Origin of the sequence: Ruminococcus sp. MCC718 (genome assembly GCF_018783905.1) — a bacterium.
GTDB classification, from domain to species: domain Bacteria; phylum Bacillota; class Clostridia; order Lachnospirales; family Lachnospiraceae; genus Hominisplanchenecus; species Hominisplanchenecus faecis.
In genome coordinates this window covers 1-22,308 of record NZ_WQNP01000032.1, presented here as the reverse complement: position 1 = coordinate 22,308, position 22,308 = coordinate 1, and the positions used below count along the sequence as shown (strand labels likewise).

The following is a 22,308-nucleotide window of genomic DNA, read 5'->3' as shown; positions in this document are numbered from 1 at the left end:
GGCGATGAAGATCCACTTTATAAAAATGCCGGAACTGCCGGCAGAAATGAGAATCACAGGAGGCACATATGTTTAAAGTAAATGATAATTATCTGAAGTTACCGGGAAGCTATCTTTTTTCTACAATCGCGAAAAAAGTCAATGCATTTACAGCGGCTAATCCACAGGCAGAGATCATCCGTCTGGGTATCGGTGATGTGACACAGCCGATCGCACCGGCCGTGATCGAAGCACTGCACAAAGCAGTTGATGAGCAGACCACAACAGAGGGATTCAAAGGTTATGCACCGGATCTTGGCTATGCATTTCTGCGTGAGACGATCGCAAAGAATGATTATGAAGCTTACGGATGTGACATCGCAGCAGATGAGATTTTTGTATCCGACGGTGCAAAGAGCGATTCTGCAAATATTCAGGAGATTTTCTCTCTGGACAATAAAATTGCGGTATGTGATCCGGTTTACCCGGTTTATGTGGATTCCAACGTTATGGCAGGCAGAACCGGCACTTACGATCCGAAAAGTGAGACCTGGAGTGATGTGATCTACATGCCTTGTACCGCAGAAAACAATTTCTGCCCGGAACTGCCGAAAGAGACTCCGGATATTATCTATCTGTGCTTCCCGAACAACCCGACCGGCGAGGCGATCACAAAAGAACAGCTTCAGGTATGGGTAGATTATGCCAATAAAGCAGGTGCAGTCATCATCTACGATGCTGCTTACAAAGCTTATATCACAGAAAAAGATATCCCGGTGTCTATTTATCAGTGTGAAGGTGCAAAAACCTGTGCCATTGAGCTTTGCAGCTTTTCCAAGACAGCCGGATTTACCGGACTGCGTCTTGCATACACGGTTATCCCGAAAGAGCTCAAATGCGGCGATGTACAGCTGCATGCACTCTGGGCAAGAAGACACGGCACAAAATACAACGGTGCACCTTACATCATCCAGAGAGCCGGAGAAGCGGTATATTCCGAGGCTGGAAAGGCTCAGATCGCAGAACAGATCGCATATTATCACAAGAATGCATCTTATATCTTCAACGGACTCAAAGAAGCCGGCTATACCGTTGCGGGCGGCGTGAACTCCCCGTATGTATGGCTGAAGACGCCGGAGCAGATGAATTCCTGGGAATTCTTTGATTATCTGCTGGAAAAAGCAAACGTGGTCGGAACACCGGGTTCCGGATTCGGACCAAGCGGAGAAGGTTATTTCCGTCTGACTGCATTCGGTACTTACGAGAATACTGTAAAAGCAATCGATCGGATTAAAAAACTTTAAAAACTATTGCGTTTGTTAAAAAATACACGATATTTTTTATAAAAAATACTTGCAAACAGAAAAAACTTGTGCTATGATTTTGAATCATAAAAATGATAAAACGATTAAGAGATGCCATAAAACCACTCTTGTGCGAGCACATCGTGGTTTCAGGCTTTTGCCCCTGGCATCATGCAAATGCTGAGATGAAGACTCATGATCGTGAAAGCCGACAGGAATAAAGTGTCACCGACTGAGAGCACTTTTTGGCGGAAGCGGCAAGATGGGAACACTTCGGAGCAGACCGTTCGAAGGAGATACAGGTAGGGCGGTACGTGAGCGTGCGTTAAACGTCAAGAGAGGCAGATGATTCATCTGCAAGGCGGGTGGTACCGCGGATAAAGTTTATCCGTCCCGAAACAGTTCAGTGCTGTTTCGGGATTTTTTTATTCCATTCTTTTCCCGGACAGCGAAAAGTTGAAAGGAGACGAAAGACTATGATGGAGTATTTAGAAGGCGTAAAAAAAGCAAAAACATTGGAGATTGGTGAATTACTGGTGCAGGCAGAAGGCACAGAGGTAAAAGTAAACGGAGCCGTGCATACGATCCGTGATATGGGAAATGTGGCATTTGTGATCCTGCGTAAGCGTGACGGTCTGGTGCAGTGCGTGTTTGAAGAAGGTGTGACAGCCTTTGACTTAAAAGAACTCAAAGAGGCATCTGCGGTGGAAGTACTCGGTACGATCCGCAAAGAAGAACGTGCCGCACACGGCATTGAGATTCGATTGAAAGAGATCAAAGTGCTGAGCGAGCCGGATGAACCACTGCCGCTGCCGATTTCCAAATGGAAGCTGAATACTTCACTGGAAGCGAAACTGAACATGCGTCCGATCTCTCTTCGAAATGTCAGAGAACGTGCGAAATTCAAGATCCAGGAAGGTCTGGTCCGCGGTTTCCGCGATTTCCTCTATGAGCAGGGATTTACGGAGATCCACACACCGAAGCTTGGGGCCAAAAGTGCAGAGGGCGGTGCAAACCTCTTCAAACTGGAGTATTTTCACAGACCGGCGATCCTGCAGCAGAGCCCGCAGCTTTATAAACAGATGATGGTTGGTGTGTTTGACCGGGTATTTGAGACAGGACCGGTGTTCCGTGCAGAGAAACACAACACAAAACGTCACCTGAACGAGTATACATCTCTTGATTTTGAGATGGGATACATCGACGGATTTGAAGATATCATGGCGATGGAGACCGGATTTTTACAGTACACGATGAAACTTCTGGCAAAGGATTATCAGAAAGAGCTGGATATGCTTGGCATCACACTTCCGGATGTATCGAAAATTCCGGCGGTCCGTTTTGACAAAGCAAAAGAGATGGTTGCAGAGAAATACAACCGTACGATCCGCAATCCATACGACCTGGAGCCGGAAGAAGAGCATCTGATCGGGGAGCTGTTCAAAGAAGATTATGGTGCAGATTTTGTGTTTATCACACATTATCCGAGCAAAAAGCGTCCGTTCTATGCAATGGATGATCCGCAGGATGCAAGATTTACCTTAAGTTTTGACCTTCTGTTTCGCGGACTGGAGATTACAACCGGAGGACAGCGTATCCACAGTTATCAGCAGCTGCTTGACAAGATTGAAGCGAAGAAAATGACAACGGAAGGACTGGAGCAGTATCTTGATACGTTCCGTCATGGCATGCCGCCTCACGGAGGACTTGGTATCGGGCTGGAGCGACTGACCATGCAGCTGATCAGCGAGGACAACGTAAGAGAGACAACTCTCTTCCCGAGAGACTTGAGCAGACTGGAGCCATAGAAAAACAAAAATAAGACAGATAATAGAATAAGAATTGCAAAGAAAAGATATTTTATATGGCGGCAAAGAGAGGAGAAAGAACATGGCAAATGTGATCTCAGATGAGACAATGGAGTATGTGGGCATTCTGGCAAAGCTGGAACTTTCAAAAGAAGAGCAGAAAGCAGCCAGGAAAGATATGGAACGCATGCTGGATTATATTGATAAATTAAATGAACTGGATACAGCAGGTGTAGAGCCGATGTCCCATATTTTCCCGGTGTACAATGTATTTCGTGAGGATGTGGTCACAAACGGCGATGACAGAGACAATATGCTGAAAAATGCACCGGCAGAAAAAGACGGAACATATAAAGTACCGCGAACGGTAGAATAGGAGGCACACAGTGAAGATAACAGAATTGACAGCAGTGACGCTTGGCAAAAAGATCAAAGCGAAAGAGATTACAGTTGCAGAAGCTGTAAGTGCCGTACTCGAACAGATTGAGGCAGTGGAAGGAGACGTTCACGCCTATGTGACACTGAAAGACAAAGAAAAAGTCCTGAAAAAAGCGGAAGAGATCCAGGCAAAGATCGATGCAGGAGAGCTTGACGGTCCGCTGGCAGGTGTTCCGGTAGCTGTCAAAGACAATATGTGTACAGAGGGAGTTTTAACTACCTGCAGTTCGAAAATCCTTTCAAACTTCAAACCGACTTACACAGCGGAGGCAGTCAAAAATCTGGAAAAAGCCGGAGCGGTAATCATCGGAAAGACCAACATGGATGAATTTGCGATGGGAAGTACGACTGAGACATCAGCCTATGGTGTGACCAGAAATCCATGGGATCTGGAACACGTACCGGGCGGCTCTTCCGGCGGTTCCTGTGCAGCTGTGGCAGCAGGTGAATGTCTCTTTGCACTTGGAAGCGATACCGGAGGATCGATCCGTCAGCCGAGTTCTTTCTGCGGTGTGACAGGATTAAAACCGACTTACGGAACCGTTTCCCGTTACGGATTGATCGCTTATGGTTCTTCCTTAGATCAGATCGGACCGGTGGCAAAAGATGTGACAGACTGTGCGACAATCCTGGAGGCGATCGCATCTTACGATAAAAAGGACAGCACTTCCGTAAAACGGGAAGATTATGATTTCACTTCTGCTCTTGTGGATGATGTGAAGGGCATGCGGATCGGCATTCCGAGAGATTATTTCGGAGAAGGACTGGATCCGGAAGTCAAAGAGGCAATTCTGGCTGCGGCAAAAGTGCTGGAAGAAAAGGGAGCTATTGTGGAAGAGTTTGATTTAAGCCTTGTAGAATATGCAATCCCGGCTTACTATGTCATCGCCTGTGCGGAGGCCAGCTCCAACCTGGCAAGATTTGACGGCGTGAAATATGGCTATCGTGCAAAAGATTACGAAGGACTGCACAACATGTACAAAAAGACACGTTCTGAGGGCTTCGGAGCGGAAGTAAAACGTCGTATCATGCTTGGCTCCTTTGTACTGAGTTCCGGATATTACGATGCATATTATCTGAAGGCACTTCGCACAAAAGCTTTGATCAAAAAAGCATTTGACAAAGCTTTTGAAAAATATGATGTGATCTTAGGACCGGCGGCTCCGAATACCGCACCGAAGATCGGAGATTCTTTAAGTGATCCGTTGAAAATGTATCTCGGTGATATTTATACGATTTCTGTTAATCTGGCAGGACTTCCAGGCATGAGCGTTCCGTGCGGAAGAGATGCAAAAGGGCTGCCGATCGGTCTGCAGTTGATCGGGGACTGCTTCAAAGAAAAGAATATCATCCGTGCGGCGTATGCTTATGAACAGACGAGGAAATACGAAGCACCAAAGCTTGCAAAAACAGCAGAAGGGGAGGCAAAATAAGATGAGTAAACAGTATGAAACCGTGATCGGTCTGGAAGTCCATGTAGAGCTTGCGACCAAAACAAAAATATTCTGTGCCTGCTCCACTGCTTTCGGAGGAGCACCAAATACCCATACCTGCCCGGTCTGCACCGGTATGCCGGGTTCCCTTCCGGTACTGAACAAACAGGTGGTTGAGTATGCCCTTGCGGTGGGACTTGCAACAAACTGCCAGATCCATCAGTACTGTAAGTTCGACCGTAAAAATTATTTCTATCCGGATAACCCGCAGAACTATCAGATCTCACAGCTGTATCTGCCGATCTGTCATGACGGCGGTGTGGAGATCGAGACAGCCGGAGGCAAAAAGATCATCGGGATTCACGAAATCCATATGGAAGAGGATGCCGGAAAACTGGTGCACGATGAGTGGGAAGACTGCTCCCTGGTAGACTACAACCGAAGCGGTGTGCCGCTGATCGAGATCGTGTCCGAGCCGGATATGCGAAGTGCAGAAGAAGTCATTGCCTATCTGGAAAAACTTCGTCAGATCATCCAGTATCTCGGAGCATCAGACTGCAAACTGCAGGAAGGCTCGATGCGTGCCGATGTCAACTTATCCGTGTGCGAAGTCGGAGCAGAAAAGTTTGGCACCAGAACCGAGATGAAGAATCTGAACTCCTTCAAAGCCATTGCACATGCGATCGAAGGCGAAAGAGAGCGTCAGATCGAGCTGATCGAGGCGGGCAGAAAGGTCATTCAGGAGACCAGAAGATGGGATGACAACAAAGAAAGTTCCTTTACCATGCGTTCCAAGGAAGATGCCCAGGATTACCGTTATTTCCCGGACCCGGATCTGACACCGGTTGTGATCAGTGACGAATGGATCGCAGAGGTGAAGGCACGCCAGCCGGAACTTCGCAGCGAGAAACTGGAACGTTATAAAAAAGAATTTGATATTCCGGATTATGATGCACAGATCATCACAAATTCCAAACATATGGCGGATCTGTTTGAGGCGGCAACTGCAATCTGCAAAAAGCCGAAAAAAGTATCCAACTGGCTGATGGGTGAGACCCTGCGACTGTTAAAAGAAAACAACATGGATCCGGAAGATCTTTCTTTTGCACCGGAAAATCTGGCAAAACTGGTAGATCTTGCAGATGCCGGAACGGTCAACAGTTCGGTGGCGAAAGAAGTCTTTGAGCAGATTTTCAAAGAGAATGTTGATCCGGAAGTTTACATCGAAGAACATGGACTGAAAACGGTGAACGATGAAGGTGCACTTAAGGCCACTATCGAGCAGATTGTTTCTGAGAATCCACAGTCGGTAGCCGATTACAAAGGCGGCAAGAAAAAAGCGATCGGATTTCTGGTGGGACAGACCATGAAAGCCATGAAAGGAAAAGCAGATCCGGCGAGTGTCAACAAAATTCTGAAAGAAATTCTGGATCAGGAATAACATATCTTTGCAAGATAGTATAGACAAAAGATGCCATACGAATTGTTCCGTACTTCGTACTCTCACAATTCTGTCCGACATTCGCATATCGTGAAGTTTACGCTTCACTTTTATGCTCATGTCGGGGCGGGTCATTAAGTCGTAAACCACTCCTGTGCAAGCACATCGTGGTTTCAGGCTTATGACCCTGGCATCTTTGCAATTTACGGACAAAAAAAGACAATTTACGGACAAAAGCGTACAAAATAGACAAAAAACCATATAATCATCTTAGGTAGGTGGGCTTTTAGAATATGGGATTGAAGTGTGAGTCAGTAAACGAGTGTGAGTTGTATCCGCCTAGCTTATGCACAGGGAGCTCTGAAAAAGAGCTCCCTGTTTTCGACTGAGGCACAAAAGTAATTGATTTTTTCTGATAATTCCTATATATTCTATAAGGAGAATGTACTTAAAAATACAGGAGAATTGGTTATGTACCGAATAGCGATTGTAGATGATGACTATATGGTCAGAGAAAGCACGAAGGCAGTGATAGAACGGAATTTCAAAGAGGAAAATTTTCAAGTTGAGTGTTTTTCTACATTCAGTCAGCTGCAAAGTGAGCTGTCGCAGGAATTGTTCACGGTTTATATTCTGGATATTGAACTTCCGGACGGGAATGGACTGGAGCTTGCAAAAGAGATCAGAAAAATACAGGAGAGGGCATACATCGTGTTCCTGACTGCATACGAAAAATATGCACTTTCCGGGTACGAAGTCCGGGCATTTCATTATATTATCAAAGAAAATATGGAAAAGAAACTGGTACAGACGATGCGGCAGATCTGCCGGGAGATCGGCATACATGTCAAAGGACAGTATCTGGTAAAAAGAGCAGGCGTGTTCGAAAAAGTAGCACTGCGTGAGATCTGTTATATTTATAAAGAACAGAAGAATTCCATTTTTGTGACACTTCAGGGAAAAAAGGCAAACAGGGAATCTTTAAAAGAGGTTGCCGGAAAACTCCCGAAAGAGCAGTTTGTCATGGCAGAGAGGGGATATATTGTGAATCTGCTTCATGTGGAACGCCTGGAAAAGGGAATGCTTACGATGGACAATGGGGATTTGATCAAGGTAGGAAGAGGACATAACAGAGAGATCATGCAGAAAATGAGTGAATATATGGAAAGAGGATGGAGATGACCGGTTTTGCAATTGCAGAGTATCTGATCGTGGTTTTGGAAGTGTTTCTGATATGTGATGTGTCTGCCAGAGGTCTGAAGCCGGAAATGGTAGAGCGAAAAGAAAGCCTGATCTATCTGTGTGCTTCGGTGGGGATGAATGTCTTTTTCAGATGCCTGGGTAAAGCAGGTGTTTCGGCAGCTGAGATTTTTATATTCAAAAGCGGCATTCTGGCATTGTTTCTGTGGGCAGTAAGAAGAGTTTCCATCTGGCAGGCATTTCTGGTGTTTGGCTGTTTTCAGGTACTGGAGGAACTGGGTCGCACCTGGATTGTACTGCTGTTCTGCATCGGAGCAGAGTATGCAGACGTTGGGATGGTCAGCATACTGGCATTGAATATCAGCAGGATCATGGTCTGTATTCTGGTATTGAGGATCTGTGAATGGCAGAAAAGCCATGAGATCGAAGTCAACTGGATGCTCGTTTCGCTGCTGTTTCTGATCGGATCTTCTGCCGTATTCTATTTCCAGAATGTTCTGCTCGGGAGCAGCAGTAAAATCGTGTTCAAGAGCAGTATCTGGGCAATGGTTGTATTTCTGGGGATTCTGTGCATGATTTATCTGATCTACCACGATATGAAACAAAAAGAAGAGATTTTGCAGATGCGGGTGGATATGGCAGAGCATCAGTATGAAGAGCTGGCGATGGAATACGAAAAAAACCGTCGTTTATATCATGATATGAACAATCACAACCTGGTGATGTGGAAGCTGGCAGAAAAAGGAGAGTATGAGCGTCTCCATAAATATATCGGAAAACTGCGGCCGCTGGAAAAAGACCGGCACAGGCAGTGGACGCAGAATCTGATCCTTGACATGATCCTGGAATATAAGCTGCTTGCCATGGAAAAAAAGAAAATTTTATATGAAATTAAGACGGATATGATCGGAGAGATCGCTCTTGCAGATAAAGAACTGTGCATTCTGCTTGGAAATCTTCTGGACAATGCAATAGAGGCATGTGAAAAGCTGGAAGAAGAAAAACGCATGGTAAAGATTGAAGTACGAAAACATCATTCGATGTTTATGCTGATCGTGGAGAACAGCTGCGAAGCACATGCACAGGTAAGAAAGGGAATCTTCCGGACGACTAAAAAAGACGACAGAATGCATGGATATGGGATTCACAATGTAAGAAAAACAGTCAAAAACCATGGCGGTCAGTTTCAATACGGCTCAAGAGGGGAGAATTTCTATGTGAAAATCCTGATACCTCTTGTAATTTGAGCGAAAGTAGTGTAAAATTGCAATATTATTCGGCGTGAGAAACGTGGTTTTACAATGGAGGAATCAAAATGAGCAGCAGAGTAGAAAAAGCGCTGGAGAATCATGGGAAGGGTTACAACTGCTGTCAGGCAGTGGCATGTGCCTATGCAGATCTGGTGGGAGTGGATGAAAATCTTATTTTTGCGGCAGGAGAAGGATTCGGAGCCGGTATGGGCGGTATGCAGTGTACCTGCGGAGCCGTTTCGGGAGCCTGTATGGTGACAGGACTTTTAAAGAGCAGCCGCAATACAAAAGAACCGGTCACAAAAGGTGCGACATATCGTGTCAGCAGAGAGATCGTTCAGAAATTTGGAGAGAAGAACGGTTCCGTGGTCTGCAAGGATCTGAAAGGGATCGGGACAGGCAAGGTTCTGCGGTCCTGTGACGGATGTATCAAAGACGCAGCACAGATCTTGGAACAGGTTATGGATATAAAAACAACAGAAGAATAAAGGGAATTTCCGACAGAAGATGCGGCCATAGAGCAGATACAAAGCTCAGTGGCCGTTTTCGGCTTACCTGTATTTGGACAGAGAAAGGAAATCGAAAAACAGAAAATTCAAGGTGAGGAAAAAGAAATGAAGATCATTATCGTGGGCTGCGGAAAAGTAGGAGCAACCTTGGCAGAACAGTTGAGTAATGAAGGAAACGATATTGTTATTGTAGATAAAGATGCCGAAAAAGTGCAGGATATATCAAATGCGTGTGATATTATGGGCGTGGTAGGAAGCGGAAGCAGCCATAATGTCCAGCTGGAGGCAGGCATCCGGGAGGCAAATCTGCTGATCGCCGTGACTGGTTCAGATGAGCTGAACCTGCTGTGCTGTCTGATCGCCAAAAAAGCCGGAAACGGCTGTCAGACGATCGCCCGCGTGCGGAATCCGGAGTACAGTCAGGAAGTCCGCTTTATCCGGGAAGAGCTTGGTATGGCGATGGTCATCAATCCGGAACAGGCGGCAGCTTCCGAGATGGCAAGGATCTTACGTTTCCCATCTGCCATCAAGATCGAGACTTTTGCAAACGGACACATTGAGCTTTTGCAGTTCCGTATCGGGGCAAACTCTGTTTTGAATAACATGCGGATCGCAGATATGGGGGCAAAGCTTCACTGCGAAGTGCTGGTATGCACCGTTGTCCGCGGAGATCAGGTTATCATTCCGGATGGAAATGTCGTGTTGCAGGAGCGTGATATCGTGTCGATCGTGGCACCGCCGAAAATGGCGAGCCAGTTCTTTAAAAAGATCAAAGTCCAGACGGATCAGGTTCGTGATACCCTGATCATAGGCGGCAGTACAACAGCCTATTATCTGGCAAAACAGCTTCTGACCATGGGCATTGATGTCAAGATCATCGACAAAAACCGTGAGCGATGCGAAGAATTAAGCGACCTTCTGCCGAAGGCGACGATCATCTGCGGTGAGGGAACGGATCAGGATGTCCTCATGGAAGAAGGCGTGAACTGGATGGACTCCTTTGTGACGCTGACGGATGTGGACGAAGAAAATATCCTGCTCTCACTCTTTGCAAAAGAGCATGCACCGAAGATCAAGAGTATCACAAAAGTAAACAATACCACGTTCGATGAAGTCATCAACAAACTGGATCTTGACAGTATCATTTATCCGAAGTATGTGACGGCAGAATACATCGTGCGTTATGTACGTGCCATGAAAAATACCATCGGCAGTAATGTAGAGACACTTTACCGCCTGGTAAACAACCGTGTGGAAGCACTGGAATTTGTGATCCGGCAGTCGTCTCCGATCCTTGACATTCCGCTTGAGAAACTGTCTCTGAAAAAAAATCTGCTGATCGCATCGATTTACCGTGACGGTGTGCTGATCATGCCGAACGGTCAGGACGTGATGAGCATCGGGGATAAGGTGATCGTTGTCACGACCAATCAGGGACTGGATGATATATCCGATATTGTGAAAGAACGGTAAGGGTGAAAACATGAATTATGGAATGATTTTTTACATACTTGGCATGGCGAGCGGGTTCGAAGCACTCTTTCTGCTGCTTCCGATCCTGGTTTCGCTGATCTACGGGGAAAGTGTTCTCTCTTCTTATCTGATCTCCTGCGGGATCTGTGCATTATTCTGCGGGGTCAGCACACTTCGCAAGCCGAAAAAGATTACTCTGTATACAAAAGAAGGTCTGGTAGCAGTTGCACTTGTATGGATCTGGTTTTCAGTATTTGGGGCAGTTCCGTTTATGCTGACAGGAGAAATCCCGAATTTTTTCGATGCATTTTTTGAGGTGAGTTCCGGTTTTACAACTACAGGAGCCAGTATTCTGACCAATGTAGAGGCACTTTCACGTGCCAGTCTGTTCTGGAGAAGTTTTACCCACTGGGTAGGAGGTATGGGAATTCTGGTCTTTATCCTTGCTTTTATTCCAAATAAAGGAAATGGAACAATCGTACACCTGATGAAAGCAGAAAGTCCGGGACCGAACGTGAGCAAACTCGTGCCAAAGATCCGCTATACGGCAGCAATTCTTTATGCTATTTATTTTGGTATGACGCTGATTCAGATCATTTTGCTGTTGATCAGCAAAATGCCGCTGTTTGATACCCTCTGCATTACATTCGGTACGGCCGGTACCGGTGGATTTTCGATAAAAAGTGATGGGTGTGCAGGCTATACGATGCTGCAGCAGGGCATCATCACTACGTTTATGATCCTGTTTGGTGTCAACTTTACCTTCTACTTCTGCATTTTGAAGAAAAAGATCAAGCAGGTTTCCAGTATGACGGAAGTCTGGGCATATCTGGCGATCATAGCGGCTTCCATCCTGGCGATCACCTTCAATATTTCCGGGGGATTTTCGAGTCTGTTTCAGGCATTTCACCATGCAGCATTTCAGGTTGGATCGATCATCACGACCACCGGATTCAGTACGGTGGATTTCAACCAGTGGCCGGGTTTTTCCAGAACGATCCTGGTGACACTGATGTTTGTCGGAGCCTGTGCGGGAAGTACCGGAGGCGGTATCAAAGTGTCACGTATCCTGCTTTTGTTAAAGGGCATCGGACGTGAGATTTCACTGGCACTGCATCCAAGAAGCGTCAAGCGTGTGCGTATGGAAGGAAGAACGGTGGAGACCGAAGTTATCCGTTCCGTAAATGCATATCTTGCATTATACATGATTATTTTTGTGGCATCGGTTCTGATCGTTTCACTGGATGAGAAAGACCTGGTTACCAACTTTACGGCCGTGGCAGCGACTTTGAACAACGTCGGACCGGGACTTGGACTGGTCGGACCGGCCGGCAATTTCTCAGGATTTTCCAATTTGTCCAAACTGGTTTTAAGCTTTGATATGCTGGCTGGAAGACTGGAGCTGATCCCGATGCTGATGATTTTTGTACCGTCCGTATGGAGTGTGAAGAGAAAGAAAAAATAAGATGCATGTAATGAGGTGAACCGAATGTTTGGAGAATGTCATGCTCACATCTTTCTAAATGGCAGAAATTATAAAGAAGCAGTGGCACTGCATAAAAATCATGTCAGCGAAGAGGCGATCCGGCAGGCATTTGCAGAGTATCGGAAACGTGGGATTACATTTGTAAGAGATGGCGGAGATGCCCTGCATGTGTCCGAATATGCGTCAAAGATCGCACCACAGTATGGGATCGATTACCGCAGCCCGATGTTTGCCATTCATCGCAAAGGGCATTACGGCAGGATCGTCGGATGTGCCTGGGAAGATCTGGAAGAATACCGAGATCTGGTAAAGAAAGTAAAAGATCTCGGCGGAGATTTTATCAAGATCATGATCTCCGGGATCATGGTTTATGAACAGTTCGGGCAGATGTCAGAAGAGCCGCTTGCACCGGAAGAAATCCGAGAACTGATCCACATTGCCCACGAAGAGGGGATGGCGGTCATGGCTCATGTCAATGGGGCGGATGCCGTACGTGCCGCAGCTCTTGCGGGGGCTGACAGCATAGAACATGGCAATTATATCGACCGGGACTGCATCGATGCCATGAAAGAGAAGGGGACGGTCTGGGTACCGACGCTTGTGACGACCGGCAACCTGCTTGGCTGTGGAAGATATCCTCAGGAAGAACTGGAAAAGATTTTTGATTCTGCCAGGGCGAATGTAAGCTGTGCCTGGGAAAAGGGCGTGCTGCTTGCAGCCGGAAGCGATGCCGGAGCCTACAGGGTGCTGCACGGTCAGGGGCTGGTGGATGAATATCAGATATTTTGCGATTTATTTGGTGAGACAGAGGAACTGAAAAACCGTCTTAAAGAAGGCGAATCTGTGATCCGCCGGAAATTTCAGGCGGAAAAAGTTTGGAAGTTAACTTCCAAATCTACCATTATTGACGCAGCAAGTGCGTCATGAAGGAGGAAAATATGATAGCACAGAAATTGATCACAGTTGGAGAGAATGAAAATACCGTGTTCAGAAGCTGCAAGGATGGAATCCATACAAATGTGTTTGAGACAATCTGTGCATTTCTGAATACCAGAGGAGGAACACTTCTGCTGGGAGTAGATGAAAGCGGTGAAGTATATGGATTTAAAGAACGGGCAATCCCGGATATCATCCAGGCACTGAAGATGGCAACTCAGAATGCAGACACCTTCCAGCCGCCGTTTGAGATGGAACCGGTGCGTGAGATCGTGGACGGCAAATATGTCCTGGTGTTGAATGTTCCGGAAAGTGCGAATGTCCATGCTCTTCGCGGAAAGGTTTTTGTAAGAAGAGGAACAGAAAATATCCGTGTGGAACGAAAAGAAGAGCTGACAAGACTTTATGTGCAGAAACAGGAGATTTACACAGAACGCAAAATCTATCCGTTTATGCGGGAAAACGATCTTTCAGACAGTCTGATCGAGAGGGCAAAAGCACTGCTGCTGATGAAAAACGAAGAGCATCCGTTTGGCAGGCTGGAAAATCATGCCCTTTTAAAAGAAATGAATCTTTCCGGTATCAATTATGAGACGGGAGAACGTGGTCTTCGCCTTCTGGCAGGCCTTCTGTTCGGAAAAGATATGACGCTTCGCAATCTTTTCGCCAATACGGCAGTTACCTGTGAGCGGCAGGTGGACGGAGAAACGCAGCGTCTGAATATGGAGACGAATCTTCTGGATGAGGCAGAAAAACTGATCCGTTTTCTGCAGCCGGCAGCCGAAGAAGAGACGGCGAAAGCATTTGTCAGTGAATTTCTTTTGTCCAGAGAATATACGAGTGCGTATCCGGCAAAAATCACGGCATCATCGCAGAAGCTTACCGCAGAGTTTGCAGTCAGCATGGGACGTTTTGGAAATCCGATGCTGAAGAAATATTTCTGTGAGTTTGGTATTGCATCAGAAGAGGACAGCTATGGACTGACAAAAGAAGAACACGACGGCATCTGCCGGATGACCTGGCAGAAAGAAAAATCCGGCAAAACAAGACAGGAACCGGTAAAAGAAGCTGTGGTAAAGACACCTTTGGCAGCGGAAAACAGAGCATTTTCAAAAACGGATGTAAGTGATCCGCAGGAAAAAGAAAGTGCTGACGGTGAACGTTTCACGCCGCAGGAGCGTCAGATGCAGATCCTGAAAATGATGGCAGAGAACGAACGCATCACGATCAGTGCTATGGTGCAGGAGCTTCAGGTCACAAAGCGTACCATTCTGCGTGATATCGACAAAATGAAAAAGCAGGGCTGGCTTAAAAGAGAAGGATCAGAGAAGAACGGAAGATGGATTCTTCTTGGGGAAGCGAAAGAACAGGTAAAGCAGGATTAACTGGCTTGGAAGATAGAAAAGCCAGATCAGCTTTCCGGCGATGTGCGTGCAGTAAAAAGCAAGAGAATGCGGAAGATCACCACAGAAGCGGGGCAGATTGAAAAATCCGACGTTCAGATCGCAGGCAAGAAGCATGACAAGGCAGATTCGCAGCAGAGTGGGCGTATTTTGTCGTTTCACCGTAAAAGAACTGCACAGATTCCAGGTCAGCAGTGCGATATAGAAAAAGGCGGCCGCCGTAAGGAGGCTGCTTTTTATATGCCAGAAATAAGAGAGAAAAAGCAGGAAGAACATGCCAGAAAAGCCGCCGGCAGTAAAAGAGAGCAAAGAACCGTTTTGCAGACGGCGATGGCAGTACTGCACTGCAATAAAAAACAAGATTGCCGTAAGTTCAAAGGGAGTCTTCAGAAAAAGAACATCGGCTGTGAAGGAAAAAATCAGGGATAATAAAAGAAATTCTGTTTTCACGGGCTTGCTCCTTTCAAAAACAGGTTATGCGATGCATGATGTACACCTCGCAGCAAGAATGCCAGAGACATTTCTGAATTCAGTATGTACAGAAAAATGACAGATATACTTGCGGGATGAAAAGTTTTGAGCTATACTCTCAACTTAGAAACCGATGAGGAGGCGAAAGAAATGCAGAAGGCAGCATTGATCCTTGAGGGAGGAGCAAAAAGAGGGGTTTTCACATCCGGCGTGCTGGATTATCTGATGGAGCAGGAGTACTATATTCCGCATGTGATCGGAGTTTCTGCCGGTTCCTGCAATGCAGTGGACTATGTTTCAAGGCAGCCCGGGAGGACAAAGGCATGTATGATCCGTTCCGGCGAGGACGGGAAAATAATCAATTTTCACAACTTTTTCCAGACGAAAAGTCTGCTGGACATGGATCTGATCTTTGAGCGAGATCCGAAAGAACTGCATCCTTTTGATTTTGATACTTACTTTGCATCCGATATGACCTGTGAGATCGTGGTGACAAACTGCGAGAGCGGTCAGGCAGAATATTACAGCGAAAAAGAAGATGGAGACCGGCTGATGCAGCTTTGCAGAGCCTCAAGCAGTATGCCGCTTGTAACACCGATGGTAGAGATCGACGGGGTGCCGTACCTGGATGGAGGCATTGCAGATTCTATTCCGCTGATCCACAGCATGCGAAGCGGTTATCGCAAAAACGTTCTGATCCTGACCAGAAGCAAAGGATACCGCAAGACCATATCCAAACGGGATATTCTGATGTATCAGACGGTTTTTAAGGATTATCCGAATCTGGCAAGGGCACTTTGCCGCCGGGCACGTCAGTACAATGAAGTCATGGAACTGGTGGAACGCTGGGAGGAAGAAGGAAGGATTTTTGTGATCCGGCCGCAGGGCAAGACCGTCTCAAGACTGGAATCCAAACCGGAAGTTCTGGAAGATTTCTATCAGCACGGTATAGAGCAGATGAAAGAACATTTCGGGGCAATGCAGGATTTCCTGGAAAAATAACAGAGAAAATGGAACGATTCTTACAGGTTCAGGCATGTATTGCAAAGACTGTAAGAACATGGGAGAATTTATGTTAGTGGAACGTTTTTATCCGGATGAATATCTGGACTCAACATACAGCATTGATTTTGCCGAACTGGCAAAGAAAGGCTATCGGGGAGTACTCTTTGATATCGACAATACACTGGTTCCGCACGGAGCACCGGCAGATCAGAAAGCAAAAGCCCTGTTTGCACATTTGAGGGAGCTTGGCATGGATTACTGTCTGATTTCCAACAATCAGCTTCCGCGTGTGAAACCGTTTGCGGATGCCATCGGAGGGAAATACATCGAAGATGCCCACAAACCATCCACGAAAAATTATCGGAAAGCAATGCAGATGATGGGCTGCACCGAAAAAGACAGCCTGTTTGTGGGGGATCAGCTCTTTACCGATGTCTGGGGTGCCAAAAGAGCAGGGATGCATACCATTCTGGTTAAGCCGATCCATCCAAAAGAAGAGATTCAGATCGTGCTCAAACGTTATCTGGAGAAGATTGTTCTGTATTTTTATAAGAAAGACAGGGAAAAAGAATGACAGAAAAAGTGACAGAGCTGTTAAAAAAGAAAAATCTGGATGCGATTCTGATATCCGATGGATATAATATGCGATATTTAAGTGGTTTTGGCGGTGCGACCGGTTATCTTTATATATCTGCCGATCAGAAAGTGCTGATGACCGATTCGCGTTATACCACGCAGGCAAAACAGGAGGCACCGAAGTTTGCCGTTGTGGAAGTTAGCACTGAGAAGGGTTACCGGGAGCTGATCACAGAATGTATCCGAAAAGATCAGGCAAAAACGATCGGTTTTGAAGATCAGCAGATGATCTGTGCAGACTTTAAAAAGATCAGCAGTCCGACAAAAGACGAAGCAACGTGGATGGAGCTTGGCGAAGAAGTCAATCTTCTTCGCTGCATCAAGACAGAAGAAGAGCTTGAAAAAGTCGCAAAAGCAGAGGCGATCGGAGATCAGGCATTTCAGAAAATCTTAGGAGACATCAAACCGGGTGTGACCGAACTTACGATCGCGGCAAAGCTGGATTATTATATGCGGGAACTTGGGGCTGAAGGCAACAGTTTCGATACGATCGTGGCATCCGGACTTCATTCTGCCATGCCGCATGCCGTACCGACCGCAAAAAAACTGGAAAAGGGTGATTTTATCACCATGGATTTCGGATGCCGATATGACGGCTATTGTTCGGATATGACACGTACCGTAGTGCTTGGAGAAGCCTCTTCAAAACAGAAGGAAATCTACGGGATCGTTCTGAAAGCCCAGATGGCGGCACTGGAGCAGATCTGTGCCGGAAAGACGGGATCGGAAGTCGATCAGGTGGCAAGAGGGCTCATTGCAGAAGCAGGTTATGGCGAGTATTTCGGACATGGACTTGGGCACAGCGTCGGACTTTTTATCCATGAAGAACCGAGACTGTCACCAAAATGCCACAGTGTATTGCAGAAAAATATGACGATGACAGTAGAACCGGGCATCTATATCCCGGAATTTGGCGGTGTCAGGATCGAAGATCTGGTCGTGATCACAGAAAAGGGGTGCCGAAATCTTGCACATTCACCAAAAGAACTGATAGAACTGTAAAAAACAGTTGAAAAAGTGCAGGTTTTATTATAAAATAAGACGAGACTATGCGGACAGCCGATAACAGAAGTGCTATAAGCGGATTGCGATGTCCGTTTCGAAAATAAGGAGGAAGATCAGATGGTATCAGCAGGAGATTTTAAAAATGGTATTACACTGGAAATTGATGGAACCGTATATCAGATTCTGGAGTTCCAGCATGTTAAACCAGGTAAGGGAGCAGCTTTTGTCCGCACAAAGCTGAAAAACATTGTCAACGGAGGTGTAGTAGAAAAAACATTCCGTCCGACAGAAAAATTCCCACAGGCACGTATCGACAGAGTAGATATGCAGTATCTGTACAATGACGGAGATCTGTTCTATTTCATGAACGTTGAGACATATGACCAGGTTGCACTGAACGAAGACACGATCGGTGATGCACTGAAATTTGTTAAAGACAACGAAATGGTAAAAGTATGTTCCATCAACGGTGATGTATTTGCAGTAGAACCGCCACTGTTTGTAGAACTGGAAATCACAGAGACAGAACCTGGATTCAAAGGTGATACAGCTCAGGGAGCAACAAAACCGGCAACGGTTGAGACAGGTGCTAACGTAAACGTACCGCTGTTCGTAGAACGTGGCGACAAGATCAAAATTGACACAAGAACAGGCGAATATCTGTCCAGAGTATAAGGCTGTTTTAGCTGAAGTGTGTTTGGATTGAACCGGCTGCTGCAGTGTATCGAAAGATATGCTGCGGCAGCTTTTTTTATTGTGCGGGGCTTTGAAATATGGTATGATGAAAACACCAAAATTGCCTTGCGATGAAGTGTTTCGCAGGCAAAAAAGGGAAAAGAGAAAAAACAGGCGGAAAGGAGAAAAAAGGAATGAAAGAGAGTAAAAAAAGAGAACATGTATGGATCCGTAAAATGTTTATGCTGATGGCAGCCTTTGTACTGATCCTGTGCATGAAGACAACGACGTATGCTGCGTCGACAAAAACCGTCAATATGGAAAGTGTCGGATCCGGTATGTATATCCATATCGGCACTATGAAACGTGGAAAAGGAACTGTTTACCACAGGGTAAAAGTAAAGAAAAAAGGCATCCTGATCGTTGCAGGGGCGGCGATCGCAGAAGACGGAACGCCGTATGGTATGGCAGTTCGCCTGTGTGACAGTAAGAAACGGTCTCTCGAGCCATATAAAAGAAGCTATGTCAGCACGGAAGAGTTTATCGTTTACGGAGTGAATCCGGGCACTTATTATATTGAGGTAAAGAATCAGAGTTATTATTCTCTTTCGGCAGGAGTAAAGAAAGTAAAAGACCTTGGAGGAGACAGTAAAAAGACAGCGTATCAGATTGCTCATAAGAAAAGAGTATCCGGACTTGTGACAGCAGGCGAAAAAGCAGGAAGTGCAGACTGGTTCAAGTTCAAGCTTGCAAAAAACAGAAAAGTCAAGATCGAGCTGGCAGCAATCGGTACCGATGCATTTCGATTCTATCTTTACGGACCGGGTTGCAGAAATGGAATATGCATGGCTTCCCTGAAAAATGACGCAAAAGATTTTCAGAAAAAGGTTGCTTTGAAGAAAGGGACTTACTATATCAAAGTGGTGCGTGCGTCAAAGAAAAGCAATGCATCCGGATTTTATGATGTGCGATGGAGTATGCAGTAGCAGCTGCATAGAAAAATATGAATGTGCAAATGAACGAATTCCCCGAAGGCACGCTCTCGCTACCTCACATTGGCAGCGGTACGTAAGCGACCAAAATACGGTCGCAAAGTACCGGCCATGTTCGAGTACCTTCTTGGGAATTGTTCATTTTGCACATTGACCAAAGTTCCTGGCTGGCCGGGGGCATTTACGCAGAAAGATATTTCCGGCCGGAATCCGATGAACAGTGCATGTGAAACAGCACAGCCATAACGATACGAAAACAAATCGCACTGACGGTAGCAAGGCTTCCGTCGTGAGGTTTGCGATGCTGCCGCCCCGAAGAGCCGCTGTTTGAGCAGCAAAGCTGCGAGTTTAGGCGGAAGGGCGGCTAATCGGCGAGCGAACCGAACAGGAAACGCAGCGTGTCAGCAGATTGTTTTCGTATTGTTATGGCGTTCTGTTTTCTATGTACTGCTTTTTCTATTTTGCACGGTATTTTTTTATTTTACATAGTGCGTTCTGATTAGTCATATTTTTTATGTATCAAAAAAATATTTAAAACTAACTTGCAATATGATAAAAATTATGCTAATATGTAACGGTAAATTTACAAAGAAAAATCCATTCAACCGGGCTTTTCTGCATGGCAGGAAAGGACTGTGTATGAGTTACAAAGAATTTATCGAAAATCTTCAAAAGGAAATAGAAAGCCGCATTGGGGAAGCGACGATTCTGTTTCATAAAGTTACGAAAAATAATGGAGTTACCAAAGACTGTTTTCTGATCCGGGAGAACGATTATGATGTATCCCCTTCTGTTTATCTTGAAGATTACTATCATGCGTTCAGAGATGGTGCGACGATTCCGGAGCTTGCGGAGAAAGTTCAGCATATCTATCAGGAGTGCAGAAACAATACATCGCTGGATGCAGGACATTTTCTGAAATTTGATAATATAAAGACCGAGATCTTCTGCAAAATTATCGGCAGAGGGCGAAACGAAAAACTGCTTGCGGAAGTACCGTATATTCCTTATCTAGATCTTGCGGTTGTCTTTTATTACGTGCTTGAGAATGAGATGTTTGGCAGCGGAAGTATCCTGATCCGTCAGGAGCATCTGGATTTCTGGGAGGTCACAAAAGAAGAACTGTGGGAATATGCCAGGGAAAACACCAGAGAAAAGCAGCCGATGCATGTATATAAAATGTCAGAGCTGATCAGGGAGATGCTTCCGGAAGGGGAAAAACTGGATTTTCTGAAGGAAGAGATTCCGATGTACGTGATGACGAATGAGAAACGCTGTCTTGGGGCATGCGGCATTTTGTATGACCATATTCTTCAGGAAGCAGCCAGACTGTTAGAGGGATCGTTCTATGTGCTGCCAAGCAGCGTTCACGAGTGCATTCTGGTTCCGGAAGAAGCAGCACCGGAGGCCGCAGAGTTGCTTTCCATGGTGCGTGAGATCAATCTCACACAGGTGCCTTTGGAAGAGGTTTTATCAGATCAGGTCTACCACTACGATGCCAAAACGCATCATTTAACGATGGCTTTCCCCCACTGATTACTGAAAAATCTCCATTTTGCTTTACTTTTTGAAAAAAACATGTTATAGTAAAAAAGAATTTTTCCAAAAGAAAGATTTTACATGAGTATGTGCGGAAGCATTCATGTATAAAATGTGCACCTGTAGCTCAGGGGATAGAGCAATGGTTTCCGGTACCATGTGGCGGGGGTTCGAATCCCTCCAGGTGCGTTTTTTATATTTGAAAAAACCGCAACAGCAAATGGAGGTAGAAATTTGGGTGGTTTAAAAGAATGGCTGTCAGATAACCTCAGATATATCCTGATCGGACTGGCAATCGTACTGGTCGGTATCGTCATTGTGTTTGCAGTGAAACTGACCGGTGGTTCCGGAAAGAAAACATCAGATTCTGAGACAGGAAGCCAGACGATTGAGACCGGCACAGAGACACAGGCTCAGACAGAGACGGAAGAGGCTTTGACAGAAAATGATCTGACCGTTCTTGAGACTGTGCAGAAATATTATACAGCAATGGGCAACAAAGACCTGGATACGCTGTCAGGCATGACAGAGTCCTTAAGTGACAGCGATAAGCAGAAAATTGAGAGTTCTATCATACAGAGCTATAATAATATTGCTGTGTATTCCAAGAAAGGTCCGGTGGACAATTCCTATGTTGTATTTGCTTATTATGAAGCAAAAGTAGGCGATGTCGAGGAACTGGTTCCGAGTGTGGTCTGTCTGTATCTGAAACCAGATGAGAACGGCGGATTGTGTGTTGCTGACTGGAAGTCTGATCAGGACACCAACGATTATATCGAGAAAGTAATCCAGAATTCCGATGTACAGGCTCTTATCAAAGATGTAAATGACAAGTATCAGGAGATCGTTTCCGGCAACGATGAGCTTCAGAAGATTGTCCAGGAGATGGATCAGCCGGAGACAGAGATTGCGATTCCGGATGCAGAAGATAGCGGTGTGGAAGCCAATAAAGTCATGAAAGCAAAAGATGTGCTGAATGTCCGTGCAGATTCTTCCGAAGATGCAGAGATTATCGGTATGCTCGACAAAGGTGACAAAGTGACCAGAGTCAGAGTTCTGGATAATGGATGGGCAGAAATCAAATATGGCGAAGCGACCGGCTATGTATTAAACAAATATCTGAAAGATGTGAAGTAAAGAAACATCCTTCCTGCGGGGAGGATGTTTTTTTGAACGCAGAGAAGCGGATTGTGAATGTCAGCAAAGCTGACCAGAATCGCGTGCTAAGTCTCACGTGCGTTCGACTTGAAATAAGGCTACCGCAATCCCACTGGCTTTAGACGGTGGGTTAAGGTAGCCAAAAATCAGAAATTATAGTATACTCA

Annotated in this window: 20 protein-coding genes and 1 tRNA gene; all 21 read left to right on the top strand. The window is 45.8% G+C overall.

Annotated elements, in window-relative coordinates:
* Positions 1-68 precede the first annotated feature (68 nt).
* Positions 69-1,283, top strand: coding sequence for an LL-diaminopimelate aminotransferase (locus GPK60_RS04075; protein ID WP_022119956.1), 1,215 nt, complete (start codon positions 69-71; stop codon positions 1,281-1,283).
* Between the two features lie 479 nt (positions 1,284-1,762).
* Positions 1,763-3,091, top strand: coding sequence for an aspartate--tRNA(Asn) ligase (aspS, locus tag GPK60_RS04070; protein ID WP_173865672.1), 1,329 nt, complete (start codon positions 1,763-1,765; stop codon positions 3,089-3,091).
* Between the two features lie 82 nt (positions 3,092-3,173).
* Positions 3,174-3,467: an Asp-tRNA(Asn)/Glu-tRNA(Gln) amidotransferase subunit GatC gene (gatC, locus tag GPK60_RS04065; RefSeq protein WP_147631723.1), complete on the top strand. Its 294-nt coding sequence runs from the start codon at positions 3,174-3,176 to the stop codon at positions 3,465-3,467.
* Between the two features lie 10 nt (positions 3,468-3,477).
* Complete coding sequence (gene gatA, locus GPK60_RS04060; RefSeq protein ID WP_173865634.1) at positions 3,478-4,962, top strand: Asp-tRNA(Asn)/Glu-tRNA(Gln) amidotransferase subunit GatA; 1,485 nt, start codon at positions 3,478-3,480, stop codon at positions 4,960-4,962.
* Between the two features lies 1 nt (position 4,963).
* Positions 4,964-6,403, top strand: a complete 1,440-nt coding sequence (gene gatB / locus GPK60_RS04055) for an Asp-tRNA(Asn)/Glu-tRNA(Gln) amidotransferase subunit GatB (RefSeq protein ID WP_215658902.1) — start codon at positions 4,964-4,966, stop codon at positions 6,401-6,403.
* 471 nt (positions 6,404-6,874) lie between these two features.
* Complete coding sequence (locus tag GPK60_RS04050) at positions 6,875-7,585, top strand: LytTR family DNA-binding domain-containing protein (RefSeq protein ID WP_022119951.1); 711 nt, start codon at positions 6,875-6,877, stop codon at positions 7,583-7,585.
* Positions 7,576-8,850, top strand: a complete 1,275-nt coding sequence (locus GPK60_RS04045) for an ATP-binding protein (RefSeq protein ID WP_215658901.1) — start codon at positions 7,576-7,578, stop codon at positions 8,848-8,850. The genes GPK60_RS04050 and GPK60_RS04045 overlap by 10 nt, the downstream gene beginning before the upstream one ends.
* A gap of 68 nt (positions 8,851-8,918) precedes the next feature.
* Positions 8,919-9,341, top strand: a complete 423-nt coding sequence (locus tag GPK60_RS04040) for a C-GCAxxG-C-C family protein (protein ID WP_215658900.1) — start codon at positions 8,919-8,921, stop codon at positions 9,339-9,341.
* A gap of 48 nt (positions 9,342-9,389) precedes the next feature.
* Positions 9,390-10,835: a Trk system potassium transporter TrkA gene (gene trkA, locus GPK60_RS04035; RefSeq protein ID WP_330592699.1), complete on the top strand. Its 1,446-nt coding sequence runs from the start codon at positions 9,390-9,392 to the stop codon at positions 10,833-10,835.
* A gap of 10 nt (positions 10,836-10,845) precedes the next feature.
* A complete protein-coding gene (locus GPK60_RS04030) occupies positions 10,846-12,300 on the top strand; it encodes a TrkH family potassium uptake protein (protein WP_147631729.1) in 1,455 nt (484 codons plus the stop codon).
* Between the two features lie 24 nt (positions 12,301-12,324).
* The gene (locus GPK60_RS04025) at positions 12,325-13,248 is read left to right on the top strand and encodes an amidohydrolase family protein (protein ID WP_022119946.1); all 924 of its coding nucleotides are present in this window, start codon (positions 12,325-12,327) and stop codon (positions 13,246-13,248) included.
* Between the two features lie 11 nt (positions 13,249-13,259).
* Positions 13,260-14,642 carry an RNA-binding domain-containing protein gene (locus tag GPK60_RS04020; protein ID WP_215658899.1) on the top strand — a complete coding sequence of 461 codons (1,383 nt, stop codon included), beginning with the start codon at positions 13,260-13,262 and terminating at the stop codon, positions 14,640-14,642.
* 42 nt (positions 14,643-14,684) lie between these two features.
* Positions 14,685-15,089 (top strand): hypothetical protein, encoded by a 405-nt coding sequence (locus tag GPK60_RS04015; protein WP_215658898.1) that lies wholly within the window; start codon positions 14,685-14,687, stop codon positions 15,087-15,089.
* A gap of 192 nt (positions 15,090-15,281) precedes the next feature.
* Positions 15,282-16,133, top strand: a complete 852-nt coding sequence (locus tag GPK60_RS04010) for a patatin family protein (protein ID WP_147631733.1) — start codon at positions 15,282-15,284, stop codon at positions 16,131-16,133.
* A 58-nt stretch (positions 16,134-16,191) separates the two neighbouring features.
* Positions 16,192-16,710: a YqeG family HAD IIIA-type phosphatase gene (locus GPK60_RS04005; protein WP_248835794.1), complete on the top strand. Its 519-nt coding sequence runs from the start codon at positions 16,192-16,194 to the stop codon at positions 16,708-16,710.
* Positions 16,707-17,774, top strand: coding sequence for an aminopeptidase P family protein (locus tag GPK60_RS04000; RefSeq protein ID WP_022119941.1), 1,068 nt, complete (start codon positions 16,707-16,709; stop codon positions 17,772-17,774). The genes GPK60_RS04005 and GPK60_RS04000 overlap by 4 nt, the downstream gene beginning before the upstream one ends.
* Before the next feature lie 120 nt (positions 17,775-17,894).
* Positions 17,895-18,452 (top strand): elongation factor P, encoded by a 558-nt coding sequence (efp, locus tag GPK60_RS03995; protein WP_022119940.1) that lies wholly within the window; start codon positions 17,895-17,897, stop codon positions 18,450-18,452.
* 194 nt (positions 18,453-18,646) lie between these two features.
* Positions 18,647-19,438 carry a PPC domain-containing protein gene (locus GPK60_RS03990; protein WP_215658897.1) on the top strand — a complete coding sequence of 264 codons (792 nt, stop codon included), beginning with the start codon at positions 18,647-18,649 and terminating at the stop codon, positions 19,436-19,438.
* Between the two features lie 645 nt (positions 19,439-20,083).
* The gene (locus GPK60_RS03985) at positions 20,084-20,980 is read left to right on the top strand and encodes a DUF5688 family protein (protein ID WP_173865624.1); all 897 of its coding nucleotides are present in this window, start codon (positions 20,084-20,086) and stop codon (positions 20,978-20,980) included.
* A gap of 119 nt (positions 20,981-21,099) precedes the next feature.
* Positions 21,100-21,172 (top strand) — tRNA-Arg (locus GPK60_RS03980).
* 45 nt (positions 21,173-21,217) lie between these two features.
* Entirely contained in the window at positions 21,218-22,120 is a 903-nt protein-coding gene (locus tag GPK60_RS03975) for an SH3 domain-containing protein (RefSeq protein WP_215658896.1), read from the top strand.
* Positions 22,121-22,308 lie beyond the last annotated feature (188 nt).

What these genes read in the sequence shown, in the direction of transcription:
- GPK60_RS04075 (WP_022119956.1), top strand. Translation starts at nt 69, where the DNA reads ATGTTTAAAGTAAATGATAATTATCTGAAGTTACCGGGAAGCTATCTT.
- aspS (WP_173865672.1), top strand. Translation starts at nt 1,763, where the DNA reads ATGGAGTATTTAGAAGGCGTAAAAAAAGCAAAAACATTGGAGATTGGT.
- gatC (WP_147631723.1), top strand. Translation starts at nt 3,174, where the DNA reads ATGGCAAATGTGATCTCAGATGAGACAATGGAGTATGTGGGCATTCTG.
- gatB (WP_215658902.1), top strand. Translation starts at nt 4,964, where the DNA reads ATGAGTAAACAGTATGAAACCGTGATCGGTCTGGAAGTCCATGTAGAG.
- GPK60_RS04050 (WP_022119951.1), top strand. Translation starts at nt 6,875, where the DNA reads ATGTACCGAATAGCGATTGTAGATGATGACTATATGGTCAGAGAAAGC.
- GPK60_RS04045 (WP_215658901.1), top strand. Translation starts at nt 7,576, where the DNA reads ATGGAGATGACCGGTTTTGCAATTGCAGAGTATCTGATCGTGGTTTTG.
- GPK60_RS04040 (WP_215658900.1), top strand. Translation starts at nt 8,919, where the DNA reads ATGAGCAGCAGAGTAGAAAAAGCGCTGGAGAATCATGGGAAGGGTTAC.
- GPK60_RS04030 (WP_147631729.1), top strand. Translation starts at nt 10,846, where the DNA reads ATGAATTATGGAATGATTTTTTACATACTTGGCATGGCGAGCGGGTTC.
- GPK60_RS04025 (WP_022119946.1), top strand. Translation starts at nt 12,325, where the DNA reads ATGTTTGGAGAATGTCATGCTCACATCTTTCTAAATGGCAGAAATTAT.
- GPK60_RS04020 (WP_215658899.1), top strand. Translation starts at nt 13,260, where the DNA reads ATGATAGCACAGAAATTGATCACAGTTGGAGAGAATGAAAATACCGTG.
- GPK60_RS04010 (WP_147631733.1), top strand. Translation starts at nt 15,282, where the DNA reads ATGCAGAAGGCAGCATTGATCCTTGAGGGAGGAGCAAAAAGAGGGGTT.
- GPK60_RS04005 (WP_248835794.1), top strand. Translation starts at nt 16,192, where the DNA reads ATGGGAGAATTTATGTTAGTGGAACGTTTTTATCCGGATGAATATCTG.
- GPK60_RS04000 (WP_022119941.1), top strand. Translation starts at nt 16,707, where the DNA reads ATGACAGAAAAAGTGACAGAGCTGTTAAAAAAGAAAAATCTGGATGCG.
- efp (WP_022119940.1), top strand. Translation starts at nt 17,895, where the DNA reads ATGGTATCAGCAGGAGATTTTAAAAATGGTATTACACTGGAAATTGAT.
- GPK60_RS03990 (WP_215658897.1), top strand. Translation starts at nt 18,647, where the DNA reads ATGAAAGAGAGTAAAAAAAGAGAACATGTATGGATCCGTAAAATGTTT.
- GPK60_RS03985 (WP_173865624.1), top strand. Translation starts at nt 20,084, where the DNA reads ATGAGTTACAAAGAATTTATCGAAAATCTTCAAAAGGAAATAGAAAGC.